Origin of the sequence: Pradoshia sp. (assembly GCF_051873915.1) — a bacterium.
In the GTDB taxonomy this organism is placed as follows: Bacteria; Bacillota; Bacilli; order Bacillales; family Pradoshiaceae; genus Pradoshia.
This window is the reverse complement of the sequence record NZ_JBJEFJ010000144.1, coordinates 1-23,921: the sequence shown is the minus strand read 5'-3', so window position 1 is coordinate 23,921 and position 23,921 is coordinate 1. Positions and strand designations below refer to the sequence as shown.

The window sequence follows — 23,921 nt, the reverse complement described above, 5'->3', positions numbered from 1 at the left end:
AACAGTAAGGGAGGGAGGTGACCTCTCTTATACATGCGCAGCAAAAGAAAATGCCAAGCTAAAAGCAGATGTTTTAACTTGGCATTCATTCTTCTTATTCAGCTGTTTCCAGCCTCCAGCGGTCTACCCAGGCCTTAGCCTCGTTCCAGTCATGAACACGAATAACATTTTCTGGAATGGTCATTCGGTTGTAAGGGGCGTCAAATAAAATGACTGGAATACGGCATTCCTCGGCAATGGCGACGGCATTATCATGCTTATCCTCAAAGAAGAGGTCAACATCATGTTTTTTCGCTGAGGCAATCTTGTCATGGCTGCCGATCAATTCAATATGATGGTACATAAGGTCATGCTTATCGAACCATTGCTTCGTAACCGGGAGCAGGGTTTCGCTTCGGGCACTGATGAAATATAGCTCATAATGTTCCTTCCACTCATTCAGCACCTGACCTGCATAAGCAGCCATTGGCGATTCCGTATATATGCGGGGCTCAACCTCCTTGAACCATTGGTAAAATTCAAGGGGCGGGACATTCACAAAAGGGGTTAATTCATATTCTGTGATGTCATCAAGGGTCAGTTGAAGCTTAAAAGCCTCGTTTATGAAGGGGAGCAGGGATTTCTGACATGTGACGGTGCCGTCTATATCAATTCCAAAACGTTTTTGTTTGTTCATCACGGTATTCCTCCAAGTAATTGTACGATTGATCTCTTCCGCCGGTTTTTCTAAATTCTGTTTCTTTTTGCAAAAACTTCTCTCATGTCTTTAGGCTGATGCGAGAACACTAAGGAATGCTCCATTAACTTAAAGGGGGAGAAGGCCTTGTCCAAACGGAATGGAAGAATGGCTGCCTCGCATCGCAATATCACTTCGATGCGGTCAACGAATGAAAGACCAGCCGCTGAAGCCGTTCAAGAAAAGAAACAGGTCATTGGCTATATTGCCATTCTTCTGTCCATTATATCCTTATTTCTTTATCCCGTCATATTTGGTTTGATCGGTTTTTTGACAGGGATTACCGCAATTAAAAGAAGGATTCGAATCTTAGGGATTCCGGCAGTCATGATCGGGCTCTTTTCGGTTTTGGCGGGTTTATTCGTCTATCCCTTCTTTTAGGGGGCCAATAACGAAAAAAGGAGCTGGGAATCCAGCTCCTTTTCTTATAGATCTGTTACTCGGTTACGGATGCATTCGCCTGTTCTTTCTCAAGGCGCTGCTTTTCATAGTATTCCTCAGCCAAGATATCAATTTCTTTCTTCAATTCTTCAACCATTGTCGCTTCTGGTACCTTCCGGACAATTTTTCCTTTGCGGAATAGCAGTCCTTCACCTCTGGCGCCAGCAATACCGATATCAGCCTCTCTTGCTTCACCAGGTCCGTTAACAGCGCAGCCGAGAACGGCAACTTTGATTGGGGCTTTGATTTTTTGAATATATTCATCGACTTCATTGGCGATGGAAATTAGGTCTATCTCGATTCGTCCGCATGTCGGGCAGGAAATCAACGTTGCTGAGTTAGCGGAGAGACCAAATACCTTCAATAACTCACGAGCAACCTTTACTTCCTCTACAGGGTCTGCACTTAAGGATATACGGAGTGTATTCCCGATTCCTTTGCTTAAGAGGGCGCCTATTCCTGCCGCACTTTTTACGGTTCCGGAGAATAAAGTACCGGATTCTGTGATCCCTAGGTGAAGCGGATAATCGAATGTTTGAGCTGCTTTTTCATAAGCTTCAATAGCCAAGCGGACATCTGATGCTTTCATGGATACGATAATATCATGGAAGTCGAGGTCTTCAAGAATCTTAATGTGGTGAAGAGCGCTCTCTACCATGCCGTCAGCTGTTGGGTAGCCGTATTTTTCTAAGATCTTGCGTTCAAGGGAGCCGGCATTGACACCAATACGGATTGGAATCCCTTTTGCTTTAGCTGCCTTGACAACAGCTTCGACCTTTTCACGACGGCCGATGTTCCCTGGGTTGATACGAATCTTGTCGGCGCCGCCTTCAATGGCGATCAAAGCTAATTTATAATCGAAATGGATGTCAACAACGAGCGGGATATTAATTCGTTTCTTAATATCGGCAATCGCACGAGCCGCACGCTCATCCGGACAGGCGACACGTACGATTTGGCAGCCGGCCTCTTCCAAACGATTGATTTCAGCTACAGTTGCTTCTACATCATGTGTCTTTGTTGTGGTCATGCTTTGTATAATAACTTCATCGTTGCCACCGATTGTTAAGTGTCCCACTTTCACGGGGCGGGTTTTAGTACGATGTATTAATTCACTCACTGGTCATTCTCTCCTTTTAGGCGTATTGCCTTTATGCCGCAAAAGCATTTCTAGTTTATTGTATCAACGGTTGCCATCTAATTACAATTAAAGAGATTTCTCTTTAATAATCCTTTAGTTTGTATGTCTGTCCGATTTTAATCTCTTCAGGCTTTAACCCGTTATTTAAGGAACTGAAATCCTTGATGATTTGTTCGATAGGGACAGGAAGTGTCCCTTCCTTTTCTTCTATTAAGGAGATGACGGTATCACCGGGCTCCACTTTTATATTATAGTAGGTTTCATTTGTTTTATCCACAACGGCTGGAGTTGCTTTTGGCAAGGTTCCATATGTCAGGTCATAGTAGACGGAATAGATGACAATGCAGCAACCAAGGAAGATCAGTAATTTTTTGATCATATCTCTTCTCCTGCCTTTTCCCTTTTACTAGATTATATGCGGATAAGAGAGTGAATAGAATAGTGTTCTCTATCTTTTTGCTAAATGATAGGATAAAAAGAAAATGCCCGGCGCTTGTCCGGACATTTTCTTGAATGGTAATGGGTTCAGGCCTTCGGCTTCTTAGGAGCAGGTAATTCCTTAATAGCCATATAGAGCATCATCAGGCTGATGAACCATTTTACATAGAAGTCACCGATGACCGGCACTTGAATGAAATCCATGAAGGTGAAGAACACGACAGCGAGTGTAAAGCTGTATGCAGCTAGGCGCCATTGTTGGCCGAAGTTGGTCCTGCGGCCGAGAATAGAGGCGAATAAGCCGCCGAAATAAGCAAGCAGTGTCACTTCCAGGAATTGCAGGGCGGCTGTCATTAAGAACATGACAAGGATAACGAGTGCGACGATTAAGTATAGGGAAGCTTTCGCGTTTTCTATGTATTCACTGGCGGATTCATTTGTCAGACTTAGTCCTGGAACCATGGAATACTCGAGCTCTTGGGCTTGTCCGTTAACCAATAGAACGGCTTTATTCTTTAACAGGCCGACCGTCACATCGCTTGAAGTGTTCAAATCAGTGGAGTTTAACGTGCCAGTGCTGTCAAATTGAATCGTGAAATCTTCCTTTTTAATCAGCTGCGGGGCATCCATATCTGATGTTAATGTGCCATCCTTAATTTCAAACTTTGGAATGTCTGATTTCAATGCCGTGTTAAATTCGTCTACATTCGTCATGAAAGCCATCGTGAAATAAATGGCAAGTGGCAAGACCATAATGAATGTTAGGAAGAACACGTACAGAATTGTTTTACCTATGCCCTGGAAACGATATTTAGCAATATCCTTGGGCGAGTAAAGACTTTTAACTAATTGAGTAAAAATATTCATTTTGGCTACAACACCTTTTTTTAATGTCAATCTTTATTCTATCTGCCTGAGGTCGATATTACAAGGCAGTTCGCTCGGCAGTACAGAGGAGTTGGGGTAAACTAGGAGTATGGAGCGAAATAAAGAGGAGGTTATGGAATGGAGTGGATTTATTGGCTCATTATTTGGGCTTTGTTTATTGTGGGCTTTATCGGCCTGATCTTTCCCATTATCCCGGGGGTATTATGCATACTGGCGGGAATGCTTGCTTACGGGCTGTTCTTCTCCTTCGACCAGTTTAACTGGCTGTTCTGGGTCGTTCAAGGCATGTTTGTCCTATTATTATTTGGAGCGGACTATTTGGCAAATATATTTGGAGTGAAGAAATACGGCGGTTCAAAGGCGGGAGTATGGGGGAGTACGATTGGATTATTGGCTGGGCCATTTATCATTCCAGGCTTCGGTATTCTCATTGGGCCGTTTGCGGGTGCGTTCATTGCCGAGCTCTTGGTTCATCGGAAGCCCATCAAGACAGCGGCGGCAATCGGATTTGGTTCCGTTGTTGGCTTCGTGGGAAGCACCATCACGAAATTCATCATTCAAGTCATTATGATTGTTTATTTCTTAGTAATCATATAAACGAAAGACGTTTTTGTTGAAAATCAACGTAATGATTGTTAATCTAAAATTAATCACTTCGGTCAAATTGACATAATTGTCTGAAAGTGTTAATTATTGACGTAATTTTATTAGGAGGAATGTTAAAATGGCATTTTCTTTACCACAGTTACCGTACGAGTATGATGCACTTGAGCCTCATATCGACAAGGAAACAATGAATATTCACCACACAAAACACCATAACACATATGTGACAAACTTAAATGCGGCACTTGAGGGCCATGAAGATCTAGCTGGCAAGAGCCTTGAAGAATTGCTTGCTAATATTGAGTCTGTACCAGAAAGCATCCGCACAGCGGTACGCAATAATGGCGGCGGACACGCTAACCACTCCCTATTCTGGGAATTGCTTTCACCAAACGGCGGCGGTGAGCCGACAGGTGAACTAGCAGAAGCTATCGCAGCTAAATTCGGAAGCTTCGAAAGCTTCAAGGAAGAGTTTGCTAAAGCAGCAACTACTCGTTTCGGCTCTGGCTGGGCATGGTTGACTGTTAAAGACGGCGAACTTGAACTTTACAGCACAGCTAATCAAGATTCTCCATTAATGGAAGGTAAAACACCAATCCTCGGTCTTGACGTTTGGGAGCATGCTTACTACCTAAACTACCAAAACCGTCGTCCAGAATACATTGCATCATTCTGGAACATCGTGAATTGGGATGAAGTTGCGAAGCGTTACGCTAGCGCAAAATAAGAAAGCTTCCAAGCGTTTTGGATTAGGAGCATTTGCTTCTTCTCCAAAACGCTTTTTCTTTTGCCTGCTCTAGCTAAAATACATGGGCGAATTGTTAACTGCTGCCAAGTGAAAGATGCTTACATGTTCCGGATTACCTGCAGGGAAACTAACCGAGATAAAGGGGAGTTTTCAAAATGGGAATTCAAAATGATGTTATGAGCAGAATTAAGTCCAATAAGGAATTGTATATCCTGATATTGATTGGTGCGTTGTATTCATTAAGCACCGCCTTATCGAATACGTTTGTGAATGTTTATTTGTGGAAGCAAAATGAGGCGTTAATGGATTTAGGCATTTATAATCTGGCCGTTGTTATTTTGCAAGGGCTGGCGTTTCTGTTTGCGGGCGGACTTGCAAAAAAGGTCGATCGAATCATTATCCTGCGCATAGGGGTTTGTTTTCTTGCGTCATTTTATTTGGTGGTTCTTCTCTTCTCAAGCAACTCCAGGCTTTATTTAGTGCTGATTGGGAGCTTGCTGGGCCTTGGTTACGGCTTTTACTGGCTTGCTTATAATCTTTTGACCTTTGAGATCACCGAACCGGAAACAAGGGACTCCTTTAATGGTCTGCAGGGAATCTCAGGGTCTCTCGGGGGAATGATTGGTCCTTTTTTTGCCGGGTATGTGATCAGCAGCCTGACAGGTAATACAGGCTACTTAATCATTTTTGGTTTATCTCTTGCCTTGTTCGTCGTGGCCGTCGTCTGCAGCTTTTTTCTGAAAAGGAGAGCGGCAGATGGCAGGTATCAATTGCGGGACGTAATGGAGGAACGGAAGCAGAATCGTGATTGGAAGAGGATTACATATGCGAATTATTCACAGGGGCTGAGAGAGGGTGTGTTTGTGTTTATTATCTCAGTCTTTGTGTTCGTTGAAACAGGGAGTGAGATGGCGCTTGGCACCTTCACGCTCATCAGTTCAGGCATTTCATTTCTGGCCTATTTTCTTGTCAGCCGATACGTAAAGGTGAAACACCGGAAGATATCCATGTTCATCGGGGCAATCCTTCTTTACATGGCCATCGCCTTTCTTGTGTATCATGTATCCTACATTAAATTACTTCTATATGCTTGTTTAATTGCACTTGCTTACCCGCTGCTGTTTGTTCCCTATATGTCCCTGACCTATGATGTCATAGGGACGGCTAGGGAGGCGGCGTTATATAGAGTGGAGTATATTGTCATCCGGGAGCTGTACTTGAATGCTGGCAGAGCGACCTCCATTCTGGTATTCATGGCATTGATTTTGCTGACTCCAGAGCAAACAGGCATCAAAATTCTCCTTCTTGGAGCAGGGGCTGGGCATGTATTCGTTTACTTATTTATGAGGAAAGTGACTGTAAGAAATATTGATTGACTGGAATCTTTTACTTCTGTTAATCTGTATAAATTGATAATAAAATGAAAGGAAATGCAACTATGAAGGGATGGAGACAGTGAAAGTCAGAAAGAAAAAAAAGAAAAAACAACTACCTCTTCGTCTGAATATATTAATATTCGTTGTGTTTTTACTTTTCTCTGCGCTAATTCTTAGACTGGGAATCGTACAGATTGTCTATGGGGATGATTACAAACGGGAAATTGAGAAAACCGAGGAAGTGACGGTTCAAAACTCTGTTCCACGGGGAAAAATCTTTGATCGCAATGGACAGATTATCGTGGATAATCAGCCGCTTTATGCAATCACATATACACGTACCCAGAAAACATCAACAGAAGAGATGCTAGAGACAGCCGAGAAATTGGCTCAATTAATTGAAGTGAATACAGATAAGGTTCGTGAGCGGGACAAGAAGGACTTCTGGATCCTCTTGAATCCAACAGAAGCCAAGAATAAAATTACTGAAGCAGAATATAAGAAGCTGAATGACGGCAAATTAACGGATGATGAAATCTATCAAATGCAGCTTGATCGGATAACAGAGGATGATATTGACTTCTCTGAGGATGAGTTGGAAGTATTGGCCATTTACAGCCGCTTTATCTCAGGATACTACCTATCTCCGCAAATCGTTAAGAATAATGAGACCACTTATGAAGAAGTGGCGCGGGTTAATGAACATATCGAAAACCTTCCTGGTGTTGATACAACAACAGACTGGGAAAGGAAATATGCTTACGGAAGTACACTTAAATCAGTGTTGGGAAAAGTATCCACTTCAAGTGAGGGGCTGCCATCCGATAAAGCAAACTATTATTTGGCCCGAGGATACAGCCGTAATGATCGTGTCGGCACCTCATACTTAGAACAGCAGTATGAAGAAGTATTGCGCGGACAGCAAGAAAGAATCCGCAATGTGACGGATACCTCCGGCAATATAGTCAGCACCGAGATTATTACAGAAGGCCAGCGTGGAAATGATTTAATCCTAACCATTGATATGGACTTGCAAATGGCCACAGAGGAAATTATTGAAAAGCAATTGAAGGCAAAGACGGGTGCAGGAGATACGAAATACTTGGACCGTGCCTATGTTGTTGTCTCTGACCCGAAAACGGGCGAGCTTTTGACAATGGCTGGCAAGAAGTATTCAAGGGATGAAGAAACTGGAAAGATGAAGATGACGGATCATGCGCTTGGCACCTTTACTTCTTCTTATGCGATGGGCTCCTCTGTCAAAGGTGCGACCATCTTGACAGGCTACCAGACAGGAGCCATTTCACCGGGTCAGGTAATCCTTGATGCTCCGATGAAGATTAAAGGAACGCCAGTGAAGAAATCCTGGAAAACCTTTGGTAATATAACAGACATTGATGCCTTACGCGTCTCTTCAAACGTATACATGTTCAAAACGGCTATTATGCTTGGCGGCGGCAATTACGTTGAGGGAGGATCCCTTAGTGTAAAAGATTCTGCTTTCTCTACTATGCGAAGTTACTATAATCAATTCGGTCTTGGTGTGAAGACTGGACTTGATCTTCCTGGAGAGGTTGCCGGCTATAAAGGCATTACTCAAAATGCCGGTCTATTAATGGACTTTGCCATTGGACAATATGATACGTATACACCAATGCAGCTTAACCAATATGTATCCACTATTGCTAATGGTGGGAATAGGGTGAAACTCCATCTTCTCAAAGAGGTTCGAGAACCGTCTGACGAGGATGATGCACTAGGCAAGGTCGTTAAAGAGGTCCAAACGGAAGTGTTGAATACTTTGCCGATGAAGCAATCTTGGATTAAACGCGTTCAAGAAGGCTTTAGGCAGGTTACACAAACGCCGGGCGGTACAGCTTATTCCTATTTCAGTGGTGCTGCATATAAACCAGCAGGGAAAACAGGTACGGCTGAAGCCTTCTATGACGGGCCTAAGTGGGAAGTCGGTACGGTGCAGCCGGAAACGTATAATATTACCTTTGTGTCGTATGCACCGGCAGATAATCCAGAGATAGCCATCAGTGTTGTTGTACCATGGGCTTATCAAAGCACCGGTCACAAAATGAATCTGGAGATTGCCAAATCGGTTTACGAGAAATACTTTGACCTGAAGGCTGAGAGAGCCGGCACTAAAAAGAAATCAGATTCAAATGATGATGAATAAAAGAACACATAAATAAGCAAATTGGACACTTATATATGCCCCTCTTGAAGAGGATAGGACAAAAGGTGTCCAATAACTAAAAAGCTGAACTATTTTAAAGTGTAATTTAAAATAGTTCGGCTTTTTTGTTTAGCTCTGTTAAAGGTGAATATGGATAGGAGAATGCCGCCGTTACTCCTTGCTTAGATTAGCGGACAGGGGTGACTCCGCAGATGTGCCTAAGCACTCGTGGAGGCTCCCAGACCGCCGCTGGGTTTCGCCGCCTGCAACGAAAATCAACCCTTTAGATTAGCTAAGCCTTTAGGTTAATAAATTACAATGCAATAGTCGGTTTTCGACACTGCAAATTTAGTTATGTCCCAACCTCCTTTTACATTTTTGTCCCTCTAAATATGAACGGAGCACGATGATAACAGGATCTGAATCATCTATTTTCAATTTACAAATAATAATAAATATTTACATAACCTTTACATTTGATTAATGCCTGGTTTAAATTGCTTGTTTAATATAGAGACTGTAAGCGGTAAATGAAAACAATCAAGCAAACGGGAGGTCTTTGGTTATGTTTATGAAATGGAAAAAGGCATCTTTCTTCATGGTGCTAGTACTGATGAGCGGAGTACTTGCAGCATGCGGAAGCGATAGTGAATCGAATAATGGTGGTTCCTCCGGTGCAAACGGAGAAGAAATATCCGGTATGATCACAGCAGCTGGTTCAACGGCCTTGCAGCCTTTGGCTGATGAGGCTGCAAATGAATTCATGGCCAATAATCCTAATGTGTCCGTGAGCGTGCAGGGCGGAGGCAGTGGTACCGGCATTAACCAAGTAGCTAGCGGAGCCGTTAACATTGGTAACTCTGACGTTCCTTCAGCAGATAAAATGGAAGATGAAAAGCTTGCCGGTGAACTAGTTGACAATAAAGTATCCGGCATTGCCTTTGGAATCGTTGTAAATAAAGATGTAACCGTTGAAGACCTGACAATTGAACAGATTCAAGGAATCTTCTCTGGCAAGATCAAGAACTGGAAGGAAGTCGGCGGAGAGGATTTGGAAATCAATGTCGTCAATAGACCTGCTTCTTCCGGCACACGTACAGCATTTGAAAACACAATCATGCAAGATGTGAAGATTGATGACAGTATCGGTACAAACCAAGATTCTAACGGGGCTGTAGAAAATTCTATCAATTCCACATCCGGTTCCATCAGCTATTTGGCCATGAGCTATTTAGTTGAGGGCAAAGAAACAACATTGAAAACAGTCACCATTGATGGTGCAGAACCGACAACTGAAGATGTAGCAAATGGAAGCTATCCTTTCTGGTCTTATGAATACATGGTCACAAAAGGGGAACCAGAGGGAGCTGTCAAAGCATTCATCGATTTCATGATAAGTGATGATTTTGCCGGTAAGGTTGATGAAATGGGCTATATTCCAATGTCTGAATTGGAATAACTCATAGGTAAAAAATGCGAGGGGACTGGTCATTTTTGCCAGTCCTGTTACCGTGTTTAATTGGAGAGGAGCAGATTAGGATGAAAGGCCATAAGTCGATAAACTACTGGAAAAGTGAATATATAGGCCGAATCCTTGTTACTTTATGCGGGTTCGTGATTGTACTAACCACATTGGCAATCATCGTATTCATAACTGGTAAAGGAATTCAGTCATTTACTGTGAGCGGCATTTCACTATGGGAAATGATCAGTTCAACAAATTGGAGCCCGAATGACGGGCATTATGGAGCATTGATTTTCATTGCTGGATCCACGCTCGTATCAATGGGAGCTGTGTTAATCAGTGCCCCGATTGCCATTGCTTTAGCTATTTTTATGAATTATATATCTCCTAAGTTTGGAGAAAAGGTTTTACGGCCTGTATTGGAGTTATTGGTAGGAATTCCTTCCGTTGTTTATGGGTTATTAGGGGTGACCATTCTTGTGCCGTTCCTAAGAGACTCATTTGGCGGAGTCGGTTTTAGTTTGCTGGCGGGGACTATCGTCCTCAGCATCATGATTCTCCCGACAATTGCCTCCCTGGCCTCTGATGCTTTAAGAGGAGTGCCGCCGCAATTGCTGGAAGCTTCTTACGGCCTTGGCTCTACAAGATGGCAGGCAATCAGCCGTGTGGTGATACCAGCTGCGAAGAAAGGGGTATTAACAGGGATTGTCCTTGGGCTCGCACGTGCATTTGGTGAGGCGCTTGCCGTTCAAATGGTTATCGGGAACACGATTAAGCTGCCAGAAGCCATTACGGACCCAACGGCCACTTTAACAGGGATTTTGACAATGGATATGTCTAATACATTAAACGGGACAGCATGGAATAACGCTCTTTGGAGCTTAGCCCTGATCCTATTGGTTATGTCATTCTTGTTTATTATGATTATTCGTTTTATTGGGAATAGAGGTGGGACAAAATGATGAATTCGCGAACAGTCAATAAGATTTGGACAGGGATTTTCTACATCATAGCCATCTTTATTATCATTCTCCTTGGATTTCTCGTTTTTGAAATACTGAAAAGAGGCTGGGGATTTTGGGACCCCTCCTTCCTGACGGGAAGATCGAGCAATCTGGAAGCTGGCGGGGGAATAGGGTATCAATTATTTAATTCCTTCTACATGCTCATCATTACATTGATTATTTCTGTTCCTCTTGGTCTAGGGGCAGGTATTTATTTGGCGGAATACGCAAAACCAGGGAAGTTTTTGAACTTTATCCGTTTATGCATTGATACGATGGCGTCTCTTCCTTCTATTGTGGTTGGATTATTCGGATTGCTTGTGTTCGTAACGGCAACCGGATGGGGATATACCATTATCGGCGGTGCATTGGCCATTACCATTCTGAACCTGCCGAGTTTGGCGCGTGTCAGTGAAGGGGCGCTCTTGGATGTACCGGATAGTGTGAAGGAAGCTAGTCTTGGTGTCGGGGCAACAAGATGGCAGACGATCGTGAAGATTGCCCTGCCGACAGCGATGCCGCAAATTATTACAGGGGTTATCTTAGCGGCGGGCCGTATTTTTGGGGAAGCGGCAGCTTTGATTTATACAGCAGGCTTAACGACCCCCATCTTAAATACAGCCGCAGACTTAAGCAGTCCTGTGAACCCATTCAATATTTTCAGGCCGGCAGAAACATTGGCTGTTCATATCTGGAAATTAAATTCAGAGGGGATTGTGCCGGATGCTCAGGCAATTGCGACGAAATCAGCTGCCGTACTCATCATCATGGTCTTGATCTTTAATTTACTCGCACGCTTATTCGCAGCTCTGTTGCAAAAGCATTTCGAAGGCGGTAAAGGGAAGAAGAAAAAGAAAAAGCCGCAAGCAGCAGCTTAACGCTCGATAGTCTATGGAATCGATAGGGGGCAATGACATGATTGAACTGAAAGAAAAAATGCAGGAAAAGGAAAAGGTGCAGGTCATGCAAACAGAACAATCAAGCAAGGATAAAAAGCTTGTTTATGATACGAGAAATCTAAATCTATGGTATGGAGATAATCATGCCTTGAAAGATATTAATCTGCCAATTGAAGAAAATGAGGTTACGGCCATTATTGGACCTTCCGGCTGTGGTAAATCCACTTATATAAAAGTTTTGAATCGCATGATTGAATTGATTCCAAGTGTCAAGACAACAGGGGAAATTCTCTATAGAGGCAACAATATTTTCGACAAGAATTATCAGGTAGAGGAGCTGCGTAAAAGAGTGGGCATGGTTTTCCAGAAGCCGAACCCTTTTCCAAAGTCCATTTATGAAAATGTCGCCTATGGACCAAAAATTCATGGTGTAAGAAATAAAAAGGAATTGGACGAAATCGTGGAAAAAAGCTTGCGCGGTGCCGCTATCTGGGATGAAGTGAAGGACCGTCTTCATGAAAATGCCTATGGCCTATCAGGCGGGCAGCAGCAGCGTATATGTCTTGCGCGCTGTCTGGCAGTTTCACCGGATGTCATCTTAATGGATGAGCCGACATCAGCACTTGATCCAATCTCCACCTTGAAGGTTGAGGAGCTTGTTCAAGAGCTGAAAGAGAAATTCAGCATCATCATTGTCACTCATAATATGCAGCAGGCTGCGCGCATATCTGATAAGACAGCCTTTTTCTTGAGCGGGGAAGTCATTGAGTTTGATGAAACCGACAAAATATTCTCCACGCCAAAGGATAAGCGGACGGAGGATTATATTACAGGACGTTTCGGCTAAGGACTTATTTGGTGAAGGGAGAAGATAGGAATGGTAGTCAGAGAAAAATTCGAGGGTGAGCTTCAGGAATTAAAGGTCAATGTGGTACGAATGGGCGATATGGCTGTTACAGCACTAGATAAAGCCTATAAAGCACTTTTGGATAAAGATATTGATCTTGCCCTATCCGTACTAGACGAGGATAAGCGGATTGACAAGCTTGAAGAAGAAATCGAAGAATCAGCAATCTTAATGATTGCTAAGCAGCAGCCTGTTGCTTCCGATCTTCGTCACATCATCTCCGCGATTAAGATTTCATCTGAAATTGAACGTGTTGGAGATTATGCGAAGAATATTGCGAAGACGGCTATTCGTTTAGCAAAGGAAGAGCTTCCATTCCAGAATGATGGCGTGGCAGAAATGCATGGAATCTGTTTGCGGATGATGACGATGTTTAAAGAGTCCTATAAAGAGGAAAACCTGGCAATGGCTAAGGAGCTGGCAGAGCTTGATGACCGGCTGGATGAGCTATATGGACAGGTCATACAGTCTATCTTAAGTGTATCGCCAAAAGGAACAGATAAACATCATCAAAACTCTCAGCTATTATTCCTTGTTCGTCATTATGAACGGGCAGGCGATCACATTACGAATCTGGCTGAAGAGATTTTGTACATGGCTAAGGGAAGGCGCTATCACTTAAATGACTGATAACAGCTAAATGAAAAATCCCCCATACAGCACATGCAGATGCGGTGCAGTATGGGGGATTTTGATTTTATAAGACTGATGGTAATTTTTGGTGAATAAGTGCTTCCCATCCCTTATCCATAATGGAATAAACCACGGGGTGAGGCTGTCCGAATTCTGTCGTTTTCTCTGGGTCCCAGCCGGAATGAATAACAATTAGCTCTGTTTGTGCTGGAGATAGTTCCTTTAATTCAAAACGTAAATGCCAATCCTTTCCCCAATCAAAGGCGAAGAGCTCATTTGGTACCCATTCTGTCACGCGGCAGGGTGAATCGCCAAAATGGCCGGTATGGAGAAGGAAATTCTCCCCTGCGCTCTTATCAAGCGTGTTTTCCATCCACCAGGAGGCCAGTCCATCAGAGGTGGAGACTGCCTTCCAGACCTGCTCAATGGGTGAGCTGAGCAGGATATGCTTCCGTATTTCTTTTATATTTGTTTCTTTCATTGTTATATCCTCCAAAATAGAAAAATCCTTTATAGATTGTAGTATCTCAAATCAGAAGGGAGAAAGGAAAGGGAATATGTTCCGTAAATGGAGATGGTTTGAAAAAGGATGTCCGAGGATAAAGGAAACAAAACGACTGTTTGAAGGGAAGATGGACCATGCAAGAACGAAAAACAATAAAGATTAATGATGAAGAAATCAGTTATTTTCTAAGTGAGAAAGCCATTCATATTGATAATAATGATGCGCTGAAAAGAGCTGTTCTTAAGCCTAAGGCATCTACTCAAATTGCAGAATTAACCTTAGAGGATCATAAACGGCATTATCATAATGCCCTCCCGATCAGCACAGTTTCTCTTGCTGCAGAGATATATGGGCATGTTTTTCCTGAACAAGCAGCAGAAGCCATAAAGAAGATTCCTATGCCAGATAAGCTTGAGCAGGCGATAAATCTGGTGCTGGAAAAAACAGATGTCATTGATGCTGGACACGAATCCATTGATGGTAATCGGAAAATCTGGGATGCAATTTCCAAGATTGTCCCTATTTAACGGTCATTTCCAAGAATTTGACATTGTTTTGCTTATGTTGAGCACAATGCATTAGGCATAGAATTTTTTGGGGAACGAAAATCAATGTTCGACAATATGCGTTTATTGTCAATGTGCCTACCGGATGATAGGATTTAATGGAAGAATATAGTAATCATTCGGGAGGGGAGTACCGCTTGGATAAATTAGGGAGACTAAAAATTTCAGAGGATCGTGCACGCAGCTATAAGAGGTTATCAGAGGCGACACCAGGAGGGATTGTTCCTTATTTATGGCGGGAGCCCGGTACGGATCATGGCAACCTTTCAATTGGTATTCAAATGGAACATCATAAACAATCTGATCGAATAGATGTTATATGCAAGAACGATTCTCCTGATGAAATATCCTTTAAGGTCTTTTTCGTGACGGAGAGGACAAGTCATGTGTCAGCCTGCTTTTATAGTCCTGCTGATGCACTTGTTTATTTTTATGAAGATGATCATATTGTCCTTTTGAACGGTCATGACCGGGCCACTATATCCATTATGGAGCAGCGGAACAGGAAGGCAGTATTTGAGGCTATGCAAAAAGGAACCATTCTGCCTTCGCCGCTAGCACGCGGATATGTCATTTGTGCAACTATGTACCACCGAATCCTTCGTCCTGGAGAGGTTTCAAAGCTCTCAAATTGGACTGTCAGCGGGAAGACAAAAGAGGAAGCTATGCTTCTTGATTATCTTGTCAAAAAACAGACTAGCATTTATCACTAAAAGGTGGTATTATAGAAAAGTCGTATCAAATGAAGTTATGAATGAACTGGAGGGACTCACATGCGTGTAAACATTACATTAGCTTGCACAGAGTGCGGTGAGCGTAATTATATCAGCACAAAAAATAAACGTAATAACCCTGATCGCCTTGAGCTAAAAAAATACTGCTCAAGAGAAAAGCGTACTACTACGCACCGCGAAACAAAATAAGCAACAGGAGCTACCTCCTGTTGCTTTTTTTTATGGGATAATATAGAAAGATTGTGAGGAAAAGGGAATGTCAAAAAATAGATTACGAACTGAATGTCTGAATCTATTGGCTGATTACCCGAAGGATAAACGCAGCAAGAATACATATCATATAACGGATTCTTTGGTCAATCATGCCCTATGGAAGGAACAAGATATAATTGCTATTACATTAGCGCGTTATCCAGAGATCGACACAAATGCAATCATTGAAAGAGGATGGGCAGACGGAAAGCAGATCGCCATTCCGAAATGCAGGCCGAAGACACGAGAGATGGACTTCTACCTATATGAAGAAGGAATGGAGCTTGAAACCGTCTATAATGGACTCCTTGAGCCAAATCCTGATAAAGCAAAGAAAGTCAATCCAGCAGACATCGGATTGATGATTGTACCGGGGCTGGCATTCACGCCAAAAGGTTATAGGCTGGGGTTTGGCGGTGGATATTATGACCGGTTTCTCTCAGCCTATTCAGGCGTAACGGTTTCCATCGCCTTTTCTGAGCAGGTGACTGATTATCTACCGGTTGAATCGTTTGATGTGCCGGTCGACTGGCTCCTGACTGAAAGGGGCATGCATCATTGTGATTAATGCGTTCATTTATCTGCTGATCACCTCTGCAGGGGCTTATCTTGCCTTTAAGGAGAGACTTCTGTCTCAATCAGGGGCGCTTGCCGCCTGCCTTGTTGGATTTTGTGTGCTTATAGGAACAGGCTGGCAAGGTTTTGTGATTTTAGGTCTATTTTTTGCTTCGTCCAGCTTTTTCTCCAGCTACAAAAAGCATCGGAAGAAAATGGCGGAAGAAAGGCTTGCCAATACGAGCCGACGGAATTGGGCACAAGTTGCCGCCAATGGGGGAGTCCCATCGGGCTTTTCCTTGGCATATGCCACTACATTCAATGAAATATTTCTGTATGCCTTTGTTGTTTCGATTGCTGCGGCTGCCGCAGATACATGGGCTTCAGAGCTTGGGGTATTGAGTAAGGGAGCCCCTGTCAAGATTACAAACCTCAAAAGATGTACACCTGGCACATCTGGAGCGGTCTCCATTTTTGGGACTGCCGCATCTGCCGCTGGAGCCATTTTCATTTCCTCGGCTGCAGTCCTCTTGTTTGATCTTTCTTTACCTGTTTTTCTAATGATTAGTGTATACGGATTCCTTGGCTCAGCAGCTGATACGCTGCTCGGTGCATTTGTGCAAGTGGAATATCGATGTCCCGCTTGCGGAGTCCTGACAGAACGAAAGGAACACTGCGGACAAGGTACTGATCATACGAGCGGTGTTTCCTGGTTCAACAATGAAGCTGTCAATATCTCCTCTATTCTAATTGTCAGCTTTCTTTGCATAATAACTTCATGGTATATCACATAATAAAGAAGCAGTATTGTATTTGCAGAAAAGGTGGTAAAAAACATGACAAAAAAAGATATTAATCGCGTAGTTCTTGTTGGTACTGGATTTGTAGGGAGCAGCTATGCTTTCGCTATGTTGAACCAAGGTGTGGCGGAAGAGTTTATCATGATTGATTTGAATAGAGACAAAGCAGAGGGAGATGTAATGGACCTTAACCATGGTACTCCATTTGCTCCTCACAGAACGAAATTCAGACTTGGTGATTATTCCGATTGTAAGGATGCTGATGTAGTTGTCCTGACTGCCGGCGCAAACCAAAAGCCTGGTGAAACACGTCTTGACCTTGTAGAGAAGAATATGAAGATCTTCCATGGCATCATCAAAGAAATTATGGCAAGCGGATTTGACGGTATCTTCCTAGTTGCGGCCAACCCAGTTGATATTTTGACTTATGCAACATGGAAATTCTCTGGTCTTCCGAAGCACCGTGTTATTGGCTCCGGTACGATTCTTGATACTGGCCGTGTACGCTTCATGCTTAGTGATTATTTTGAAGTGGACCCGCGCAATGTGCATGCCTATATTATCGGTGAACACGGCGATACAGAGCTTCCTGTATGGAGCCATGCGAACGTCGGCGGTAAGAACATCACAGAACTAATTGAGAATTCCCCTGGTAAATCCATGGAAGATCTTGATGGAATCTTCACAAATGTGCGTGATGCTGCCTATGAAATCATCAACCGTAAGGGAGCTACCTTCTATGGCATCGCTATGGGCCTTGTGCGTATTACGAAGGCAATCCTGCAAGATGAGAACAGCATTCTGACTGTATCTACGTACCTTGATGGGGAATATAATGAGAAGGATGTTTATGTTGGTGTACCGTCAGTTGTTAACCGTAACGGTGTGGCTGATATACTTGAGTTGAAATTGTCTGATGATGAGCAAGCTAAGTTTTCTCATTCCGTCAAAGTATTGAAGGATACAATGGACCCTGTCCTTGCCAAAATCCTAGCTGAAAAATAATTCCGAACAGCATAAAAGTCTCTCCTGTGCCCATACTATGTGGAAACACAGGAGGGATTTTTTTATGAAAAGATTTTTGATTATCTTAAGCATGGCATCAGTTGGGTATATAGTTTATCAAAAGAGAAAATCCTTTTTCAAAAGTACCATCATGCGGGATATGCTGCTCGCTGTTTTACTTGAGCTGCCGATTTTTAAGCGTCGGGATGATGAGTGGCCGGCCGAGAGCCAATAGGAATATTCACCCGACATAAAGAGTGGTAAAATAAAGAGGTATTTTTGGGAGAGAGAAAGTAGGGAAAGTGATTGAGTTTGAAAGAGGAGTATTTATATTGGTTTTTTATTAACCAGCTTATTAAGCAATACGGCTATCGGTTTGTGTCTGCTTCTGATGATCAAACAGAAATCTGGCTTGCATCAGATTCAAACACAGATTCTGATATCATCCGTTTGAAGCTCGGTGACCTGGGATGGGCAAATAATCTGAAGAAGGACCAGCATATGGCCATTCACAATGGGGAGAAGGTACGCAGATTTCTCGGAAAGAAAGCGGTTACGGTTAAGACCGTCTATATCAGTACCTATGCACCTGTGGACGATTATTCGGAGATTGTAAAAGGGTATGAAGAACCGGAGTTTCGCCGTGTGCACGCTGAATCACTCGTATTCCAAACATCTGCTATAGAGGAATCGCTGGAGGAGCTCAGACACTTCCTGCCCTATCCGCTTGAAGGAGTGAATAGACAGAGCGAGGAGATTGAGGAGAGTGAGATTGAGGAACTGAAGCAGAGTGCCTTAACAGCCTCGTATCAGAAGGTCAAAAAGGATGAAGCGGTATTCCAGAAGGGAAAACCGATCTTAACCTATTTGCTGATGGCCATTCAAGTCATTGTTTTCTTCATCTTGGAAATGAAAGGCGGAAGCACCAATACCCAAACCTTAATTGAATTTGGCGCCAAGTATAATCCGCTAATCATGACAGGGGAGTGGTGGCGTTTCTTTACGCCAATCTTTTTGCATATTGGCTTTACGCACCTGGCCCTTAACACATTGAGTTTATATTTTGTTGGGATCATTGTGGAACGGATTTATGGCAGCGCCCGTTTCTTTATGATTTATTTCTTTGCGGGGTTTGCCGGAACGCTTTTGAGTTTTTTGCTTGTTCCAAATATTTCAGCAGGGGCGAGCGGGGCTATTTTCGGCTTGCTAGGAGCCCTTTTATTCTTCGGGATTGTCTATCCAAATTTATTTTTCCGGACGATGGGCTGGAATGTTATCATTATTCTCCTCATCAACTTAGTGATCACCTTCTCAGCCTCTGCGATTGACAGTGCTGGACATATTGGCGGGCTGGTAGGAGGATTCCTGGCTGCGGCAATTGTTGGTCTCCCGAATAAAGGAAAGCCGGTATGGCAGATTGTCTCCTTCCTCGGTACGGCTCTTCTGACGGCTGGGCTGCTCTTTTATGGCTTTACAGCAGGAGCGAATGGTACATATGAAATGGATATGGGGCTGGCTCAGGAATACATCAGCCAAGAAGATGATGAAAAGGCCTATGAGACCGTGCAAAAATACCTCGATGGAGATAATTATCCAGAAGCGTACTTTTTTGCGGGATATCTGGAGTTTCGAAACGGAGATCTTGATAAAGCGGAGGAGCATTTCTTGACAGCTATTGAGCAGCGTCCTGATTTTCCAGAGGCATACTATGACCTAGGGCTGATTTACTGGCAAAGACAGGACCTGGACCTTGCAAGAGAGTATATAGAGAAGGCTTTGGAGCAAGATCCAGATAATAAAGACTTTCAAGAGGTGCTTGAGCGAATAAAGCAAAGTCAGTCCTCATGATGGAAGCTGTTGATAAAATTCATGCAGATTGCCGGTCTTATCCTGGATAAGCAGGATTAACCGCCGGCTCTGTTTTTCCCTTAAAATGAGCGGGATGGTACTGTCAACCGGATTAATGATGGTGCCATCCTGTTTTTTTATGCCTGAAATATAGATGGAGTATAAAGCTTCCCATAGCTTCTCGATAATCGCCCGTTGTTCCTGCTCGGTATAATCAGACAGGAGGGTATCCTTCTTAGCTGCCAGCTCTGTAATAGGCATGACAGTATAATTTGACAAATCGATATGAGCCTGATCAATATAGCGGTCTAACACCTTTGTGAGCCTTGAATTCGTTACGGAACGAAGAGTAAAAGCCCAATCCTTTTGTTCTTCATTTTCAGGAACCTGAAATGACTTTATCGGTCCAAAACGAGAGGATATAACATAAAGGGAGGCATCCGTCGTTTTAAAGGTGCTTGTCGGGATGTCATCTTGATCATGTATTTCAGCGTAATGAATCGTTACTGCCTCAAATAAGGAGGATTCATAGCCCTGGGCAGTTAGTTTTTGGTCCATCGAACTAACATCCTGTTTCCAGCCTCTTAAAAAATCATTGAGTCGTCCATTCTGAAAGAGGAGAGACATATCCTGGCGCAGATAGGCGGTTTGATGTAAAACGGAGCTGACATGGAGGATGACCTCATACTTATTTTTGTTCTTGTCAGGCTCCTTTAAGGTTAAGGATGTATTTGCCTCGCTGAATTTGGCCTCGTCATTTAATGGGAAGAACTGAAGGGTCTGTTCCGTATTTGGTTTCATATATGTCTTCCACAATACACCTATGGCAAGTATGATCAGAACAATGATCCCTATATGGTAAATGGCTTTAGTCAACAGAAGCTCACTCCTTGCTTATTAGTCAAAATATCGATACGGGGCTCTCCTTGGAAATATATGAGCTAGTCCAATGGGATATGCTATTTCTAAGAGACAGGGTCTATGGACAATCAAAAAGAAGGTTGAGGGAACGAAAGAAATTCAGCTATACTTAAAGCGTAAGAGCCAGGAAGGTAGGAGTTTAAGATGAGAACGGTTTATGATATTCAGCAATATTTAAAAAGATTTGGAAGCTACATATATATGGGGGACCGTTTGGCTGACTTGGAGATGATGGAGTTTGAGGTACGTGAGCTATATCGTTCGAAGCTAATGGAAACGAAAGAATATCAAACAGCCCTTCTGATTTTAAAGCATGAAATCGCTTCAGAGAAAGATAAACAAAAGAAAGGGTGAAAGAGATGGAGAAAAAAGAGTGGCTTTTAGGAATTGATTTAGGCGGAACAACCGTAAAACTAGCATTTGTGGAACAAGAGGGAACAGTGATACATAAGTGGGAGATACCAACCAACCTGCTTGATAATGGGATGCATATCGTAACGGAGATTGCCAGCTCAGTGAAGGAAACGCTAAAAGCGTGGCCAAATGCAGTCTTGATTGCAGCGGGAATGGGAGCGCCGGGTCCGGTTGATTTTGAAACCGGCTCCATTTATGTAGCCGTTAATATTGGCTGGCGTGATTATCCGCTTAAATCTCTTCTCGAGGATGCGCTTGGTATTCCTGTTGTGGTGGATAATGATGCAAATATGGCTTCTTACGGGGAATTTTGGAAAGGGACCGGAGAAGGGACAAATGATCTTGTTTGCATTACGCTTGGCACTGGTGTTGGCGGTGGGATTATTGCCAATCAGGAACTGGTTCACGGTGTAAGTGGAGCAGGGGGAGAACTAGGGCATATCACTGTCATTCCGGAAGGAGGAGCTCCATGTAATTGCGGGAAGACAGGCTGTATTGAAACGATTGCATCGGCAACAGGTATTGTTCGGCTTGCTTTGGAGGAAATTAATAAGAATCCGGAATCGCAGATTGCCAAACGCTATCACGAACAAGGCATCATTACAGCCAAGGACGTATTCGATTGTGTGAAGGAAGAGGATGAAGCAAGTTCAGCCGTACTGGATCAGGTAGCGAAATACTTGGGGCTGACGGCTGCCAATGTCGGCAATAGCCTCAATCCGGACAAAATTGTATTCGGGGGCGGTGTATCAAGGGCTGGAGAGCTTTTATTAGGTCCTGTAAGAAGATATTACGAGCAATTCGCCTTTCCACGTGTAGCTGAATCAACCGTGCTGGAATGTGCATCCTTAGGGAATGACGCTGGAGTAATTGGTGCTGCTGGTTTAGCTTATAAGCAATATGGTAATGAGTAGAGGAGCGTCTGTCGTTTAATCTAAGGATAGAAACAATGAGTAGACAGGAGGGGAGGAATGAAGATGGACCAATCATTTAAGGTGCAGAAAATACCGCTTCTTACAACGGCCATTGGGCTGCTTTGGTTGAAGACATACATCGTATACAAAACAAGCTTCGACATCAAGATTGAGAATTGGCGGCAGGAGTTCATCTTGTTCATTAATCCCCTTAGCTTCCTGCTGCTTATCTTTGGTGTTGCCCTTTTTATAGGGCGGCGCCGTAATCAGTTCATCCTTGCCATAAGCTTTCTCTTATCCTTTATCTTATTTGCCAACATCGTCTTTTTCCGATTCTTCAATGATTTTTTGACCCTCCCTGTCCTTTTTCAAGCAAGTAATATGAGCGATCTCGGTTCAAGCGTACACGAACTGCTTAATTGGACGGATCTTCTTTATTTTCTTGACTTCTTTTTGTTATTGGCAATGGTTCATTATCGGCCAGACCTCTTACAAGAGAATCAGCCTTATCCAAAGGCCACCCGGCGTTTTTACTATTTGGCAGCCTTCGCCGTTACCTTTTTTAGTTTAGGGATTTCAGAAGCAGAGCGGCCTCAGCTTCTGACAAGGACCTTTGATAGGGAAATCCTCGTTAAGAATATCGGTACGTATCACTATCATGTATACGATTTGATCCTACAAACCAAATCCTCCGCTCAGCGAGCGCTTGCTGATGGAAGCAAGCTTGTTGATATTGAGAATTATGTGCATTCAAAGCAAACGGAGCCTGCTGAGAGCTTGTTCGGCCGCTATAAGGGAAAGAATGTAATCTACGTCTCAATGGAATCGCTGCAGGCTTTCCCGATTGGTGCGAAGATGAATGGACAAGAAGTCACCCCTTTTCTAAATGACTTCATTGAAGAAAGCTATTATTTCAATCATTTTTATCACCAGACCGGCCAGGGGAAGACCTCTGATGCAGAATTTATTACGGAGAACTCCTTGTATCCAATTGGCAGGGGAGCCGTGTATTTCACGAATTCACAAAATACCTTCCGGGCAACACCGGAGATTTTAAAGGACGAGGGCTATTATTCAGCTGTCTTCCATGCGAATGACAGAACCTTCTGGAACCGCGATATTATCTATGAAAATTTCGGCTATGATGAGTTTTTTGATGTGGCTTCCTACACGGTCAATAATGATAACTCCGTGAATTGGGGATTGAAGGATATTGATTTCTTCAACCAGTCGATGCCAATGCTAAAGAGCCTGCCTGAGCCATTCTTTGCGAAATTTATCACGCTGACGAATCATTTCCCCTTCACGCTTGATGAGGAGGATATGATGATCGATCTGTATGATTCTGACAGCAAGACGTTAAACCGATATTTCCCGGCAGTGCGCTATATGGACGAAGCGTTGAAGTTATTTGTGGAGGATTTGAAGAAATCGGGTTTGTATGACCGTACTGTCATCGTACTCTATGGAGACCATTATGGCATATCTGAGAATCATAATGCGGAGATGGCTCGGTATTTGGGTAAGGAAATTACCCCTTTTGAATCAACACAATTACAGCGGGTTCCGCTGATCATTCATTTGCCAGGGCAAAAGGAGGGGAAAACACTCTCCAATGTGTCGGGGCAAATTGATCTAAGGCCAACGGTCATGCATCTGCTTGGCATCGATACGACTAATCATATTCAATTAGGGACAGATTTGTTTTCGCCAAACCGGATGAACATGGCTATTTTGCGCGATGGCAGCTTCATTACGGATGAGTACGTGTATACGAAGGAAACCTGCTATAGCAAGATGACAGGAAGTCCAATTGAAACGAACGCCTGTGAGCCATATGCAGAGAAGGCCAAGATGGAGCTGGATTATTCAGACCGGATTATTTATGGAGATCTTCTCCGATTTTATGAATAAAGGATGAGAACTGCCCTGGTAAATTA

The 23,921-nt window shown here is 43.3% G+C and carries 27 protein-coding genes; 21 read left to right on the top strand and 6 right to left on the bottom strand.

The features are described from left to right. Nucleotides 1-94: 94 nt before the first annotated feature. Nucleotides 95-676: a nucleotidase gene (locus ACI35L_RS13175; protein WP_049670126.1), complete on the bottom strand. Its 582-nt coding sequence runs from the start codon at nucleotides 674-676 to the stop codon at nucleotides 95-97. Nucleotides 677-823: 147 nt separating this feature from the next. On the opposite strand from ACI35L_RS13175, the gene ACI35L_RS13170 reads away from it, so the two are divergent. Continuing rightward, a complete protein-coding gene (locus ACI35L_RS13170; protein WP_053103718.1) occupies nucleotides 824-1,117 on the top strand; it encodes a hypothetical protein in 294 nt (97 codons plus the stop codon). A 55-nt stretch (nucleotides 1,118-1,172) separates the two neighbouring features. Here ACI35L_RS13170 and ispG read toward each other — a convergent pair whose 3' ends face one another. The 3 genes from ispG to ACI35L_RS13155 all read right to left on the bottom strand — a co-directional run bounded on the left by ispG (nucleotide 1,173) and on the right by ACI35L_RS13155 (nucleotide 3,623). Beyond that, nucleotides 1,173-2,297, bottom strand: coding sequence for a flavodoxin-dependent (E)-4-hydroxy-3-methylbut-2-enyl-diphosphate synthase (gene ispG / locus ACI35L_RS13165; protein WP_049670127.1), 1,125 nt, complete (start codon nucleotides 2,295-2,297; stop codon nucleotides 1,173-1,175). A gap of 103 nt (nucleotides 2,298-2,400) precedes the next feature. Then, nucleotides 2,401-2,697 (bottom strand): hypothetical protein, encoded by a 297-nt coding sequence (locus ACI35L_RS13160; RefSeq protein WP_082197028.1) that lies wholly within the window; start codon nucleotides 2,695-2,697, stop codon nucleotides 2,401-2,403. Between the two features lie 146 nt (nucleotides 2,698-2,843). After that, nucleotides 2,844-3,623, bottom strand: coding sequence for a DUF1189 domain-containing protein (locus tag ACI35L_RS13155; protein WP_439803073.1), 780 nt, complete (start codon nucleotides 3,621-3,623; stop codon nucleotides 2,844-2,846). 138 nt (nucleotides 3,624-3,761) lie between these two features. Here ACI35L_RS13155 and ACI35L_RS13150 point away from each other — a divergent pair, with 138 nt between their 5' ends. The 9 genes from ACI35L_RS13150 (at nucleotide 3,762) to phoU (ending at nucleotide 13,464) form a co-directional block, all read left to right on the top strand. Beyond that, nucleotides 3,762-4,241 carry a DUF456 domain-containing protein gene (locus tag ACI35L_RS13150; protein ID WP_049670129.1) on the top strand — a complete coding sequence of 160 codons (480 nt, stop codon included), beginning with the start codon at nucleotides 3,762-3,764 and terminating at the stop codon, nucleotides 4,239-4,241. A gap of 127 nt (nucleotides 4,242-4,368) precedes the next feature. Further along, nucleotides 4,369-4,977, top strand: coding sequence for a superoxide dismutase (locus ACI35L_RS13145; RefSeq protein WP_049670130.1), 609 nt, complete (start codon nucleotides 4,369-4,371; stop codon nucleotides 4,975-4,977). Between the two features lie 176 nt (nucleotides 4,978-5,153). Further along, entirely contained in the window at nucleotides 5,154-6,374 is a 1,221-nt protein-coding gene (locus ACI35L_RS13140; RefSeq protein WP_439803072.1) for an MFS transporter, read from the top strand. Between the two features lie 79 nt (nucleotides 6,375-6,453). After that, a complete protein-coding gene (locus ACI35L_RS13135) occupies nucleotides 6,454-8,559 on the top strand; it encodes a peptidoglycan D,D-transpeptidase FtsI family protein (protein WP_439803071.1) in 2,106 nt (701 codons plus the stop codon). A 565-nt stretch (nucleotides 8,560-9,124) separates the two neighbouring features. Then, nucleotides 9,125-10,018, top strand: a complete 894-nt coding sequence (locus ACI35L_RS13130) for a phosphate ABC transporter substrate-binding protein PstS family protein (RefSeq protein WP_439803070.1) — start codon at nucleotides 9,125-9,127, stop codon at nucleotides 10,016-10,018. Between the two features lie 80 nt (nucleotides 10,019-10,098). Next, nucleotides 10,099-10,986 carry a phosphate ABC transporter permease subunit PstC gene (gene pstC, locus ACI35L_RS13125; RefSeq protein WP_049670133.1) on the top strand — a complete coding sequence of 296 codons (888 nt, stop codon included), beginning with the start codon at nucleotides 10,099-10,101 and terminating at the stop codon, nucleotides 10,984-10,986. Then, nucleotides 10,986-11,906: a phosphate ABC transporter permease PstA gene (gene pstA, locus ACI35L_RS13120; RefSeq protein WP_439803080.1), complete on the top strand. Its 921-nt coding sequence runs from the start codon at nucleotides 10,986-10,988 to the stop codon at nucleotides 11,904-11,906. The genes pstC and pstA overlap by 1 nt, the downstream gene beginning before the upstream one ends. 58 nt (nucleotides 11,907-11,964) lie before the next feature. Next, nucleotides 11,965-12,774 carry a phosphate ABC transporter ATP-binding protein PstB gene (gene pstB, locus ACI35L_RS13115; protein ID WP_439803079.1) on the top strand — a complete coding sequence of 270 codons (810 nt, stop codon included), beginning with the start codon at nucleotides 11,965-11,967 and terminating at the stop codon, nucleotides 12,772-12,774. Between the two features lie 30 nt (nucleotides 12,775-12,804). Further along, complete coding sequence (phoU, locus tag ACI35L_RS13110) at nucleotides 12,805-13,464, top strand: phosphate signaling complex protein PhoU (RefSeq protein ID WP_049670135.1); 660 nt, start codon at nucleotides 12,805-12,807, stop codon at nucleotides 13,462-13,464. 67 nt (nucleotides 13,465-13,531) lie between these two features. Here phoU and ACI35L_RS13105 read toward each other — a convergent pair whose 3' ends face one another. Next, nucleotides 13,532-13,948: an SRPBCC family protein gene (locus tag ACI35L_RS13105; RefSeq protein WP_439803069.1), complete on the bottom strand. Its 417-nt coding sequence runs from the start codon at nucleotides 13,946-13,948 to the stop codon at nucleotides 13,532-13,534. A 158-nt stretch (nucleotides 13,949-14,106) separates the two neighbouring features. On the opposite strand from ACI35L_RS13105, the gene ACI35L_RS13100 reads away from it, so the two are divergent. From ACI35L_RS13100 to ACI35L_RS13065, 8 genes are all read left to right on the top strand, one after another. Next, nucleotides 14,107-14,499, top strand: coding sequence for a hypothetical protein (locus ACI35L_RS13100; RefSeq protein ID WP_439803068.1), 393 nt, complete (start codon nucleotides 14,107-14,109; stop codon nucleotides 14,497-14,499). A 176-nt stretch (nucleotides 14,500-14,675) separates the two neighbouring features. Beyond that, nucleotides 14,676-15,251 carry a hypothetical protein gene (locus tag ACI35L_RS13095; protein ID WP_439803067.1) on the top strand — a complete coding sequence of 192 codons (576 nt, stop codon included), beginning with the start codon at nucleotides 14,676-14,678 and terminating at the stop codon, nucleotides 15,249-15,251. 60 nt (nucleotides 15,252-15,311) lie between these two features. Next, nucleotides 15,312-15,461: a 50S ribosomal protein L33 gene (gene rpmG, locus ACI35L_RS13090; RefSeq protein WP_082197029.1), complete on the top strand. Its 150-nt coding sequence runs from the start codon at nucleotides 15,312-15,314 to the stop codon at nucleotides 15,459-15,461. 67 nt (nucleotides 15,462-15,528) lie between these two features. Further along, a complete protein-coding gene (locus tag ACI35L_RS13085; RefSeq protein WP_439803066.1) occupies nucleotides 15,529-16,092 on the top strand; it encodes a 5-formyltetrahydrofolate cyclo-ligase in 564 nt (187 codons plus the stop codon). Continuing rightward, the gene (locus tag ACI35L_RS13080) at nucleotides 16,085-16,873 is read left to right on the top strand and encodes a DUF92 domain-containing protein (RefSeq protein WP_439803065.1); all 789 of its coding nucleotides are present in this window, start codon (nucleotides 16,085-16,087) and stop codon (nucleotides 16,871-16,873) included. The genes ACI35L_RS13085 and ACI35L_RS13080 overlap by 8 nt, the downstream gene beginning before the upstream one ends. Before the next feature lie 42 nt (nucleotides 16,874-16,915). Next, nucleotides 16,916-17,884: an L-lactate dehydrogenase gene (locus tag ACI35L_RS13075; protein WP_049670140.1), complete on the top strand. Its 969-nt coding sequence runs from the start codon at nucleotides 16,916-16,918 to the stop codon at nucleotides 17,882-17,884. A 64-nt stretch (nucleotides 17,885-17,948) separates the two neighbouring features. Further along, a complete protein-coding gene (locus ACI35L_RS13070) occupies nucleotides 17,949-18,119 on the top strand; it encodes a hypothetical protein (protein ID WP_156185561.1) in 171 nt (56 codons plus the stop codon). A 71-nt stretch (nucleotides 18,120-18,190) separates the two neighbouring features. After that, entirely contained in the window at nucleotides 18,191-19,732 is a 1,542-nt protein-coding gene (locus ACI35L_RS13065; protein WP_439803064.1) for a rhomboid family intramembrane serine protease, read from the top strand. Here ACI35L_RS13065 and ACI35L_RS13060 read toward each other — a convergent pair. Beyond that, nucleotides 19,727-20,608 (bottom strand): hypothetical protein, encoded by an 882-nt coding sequence (locus tag ACI35L_RS13060; RefSeq protein WP_049670142.1) that lies wholly within the window; start codon nucleotides 20,606-20,608, stop codon nucleotides 19,727-19,729. The genes ACI35L_RS13065 and ACI35L_RS13060 overlap by 6 nt on opposite strands. A gap of 189 nt (nucleotides 20,609-20,797) precedes the next feature. Between ACI35L_RS13060 and ACI35L_RS13055 the strand changes: the two genes are divergently transcribed. The 3 genes from ACI35L_RS13055 to ACI35L_RS13045 all read left to right on the top strand — a co-directional run bounded on the left by ACI35L_RS13055 (nucleotide 20,798) and on the right by ACI35L_RS13045 (nucleotide 23,895). Continuing rightward, the gene (locus tag ACI35L_RS13055; RefSeq protein ID WP_049670143.1) at nucleotides 20,798-21,007 is read left to right on the top strand and encodes a YqgQ family protein; all 210 of its coding nucleotides are present in this window, start codon (nucleotides 20,798-20,800) and stop codon (nucleotides 21,005-21,007) included. Nucleotides 21,008-21,012: 5 nt separating this feature from the next. Then, nucleotides 21,013-21,981: an ROK family glucokinase gene (locus tag ACI35L_RS13050; protein WP_049670144.1), complete on the top strand. Its 969-nt coding sequence runs from the start codon at nucleotides 21,013-21,015 to the stop codon at nucleotides 21,979-21,981. Nucleotides 21,982-22,044: 63 nt separating this feature from the next. Beyond that, entirely contained in the window at nucleotides 22,045-23,895 is a 1,851-nt protein-coding gene (locus tag ACI35L_RS13045; protein WP_439803078.1) for an LTA synthase family protein, read from the top strand. Nucleotides 23,896-23,921 lie beyond the last annotated feature (26 nt).